Here is a 607-nt window from a genome sequence, read left to right as displayed (position 1 = left end):
TAAACCAGAAAGCGCTTCTAAACTAGACAACCTAGTTGCTTTCCTAAACGAGCACCCACAAGCGAAGGTTGAAGTAGTTGGTTATACAGATACTTCAGGCGCTGCAGCATACAACCAAAAAGTTTCTGAGAAACGTGCTGAGTCTGTAGCAAACGCGCTAGTTGAAAAAGGCATCGATGCATCACGCATCCAAGCTCGCGGTGAAGGTGAAAACAACCCAATCGCATCAAACGATACTCGTGAAGGTCGTCAACAAAACCGTCGCGTAGAAATCGTTGTACCTGAGTTTGAATACCAAGTTCAGCAATAAGCTCCTATCCGACCGTAGAATAGCAGCCTAAAGCTGAATGCCCCGAAGAGTTCGCTCTTCGGGGCTTTTTTATCTGTTCATTTTGTATCGCTTAATTTGTGAATGGTGGACACAAAAAAAGAGAACCGGTTGATGACGGGTTCTCTTTTTGCGTTCGATAGAGGTTCAACTCTCGAAATCATTTTTAGCAGTGAAGCGAAATGTGTCTGAAGCGCTTTTAAGTTGTGTAAGTACGAGAGTGGATTACTTCAGATCGATGCTGTTGAGTCGGCCCATAAAAGTGAGGATTTCTAAGTT

Annotated in this window: 1 protein-coding gene; it reads left to right on the top strand. The window is 43.8% G+C overall.

What is annotated here, in order from left to right; translation table 11 throughout:
* On the top strand, positions 1-310 hold a 310-nt coding region (locus R7040_RS27885; RefSeq protein WP_318097806.1), incomplete at its 5' end, for an OmpA family protein.
* Positions 311-607: the final 297 nt, after the last annotated feature.

This window comes from Vibrio sp. 1069 (assembly GCF_033340555.1).
The sequence above is the reverse complement of the archived record's forward strand: the minus strand, read 5'-3'. Positions and strand labels throughout refer to the sequence as shown.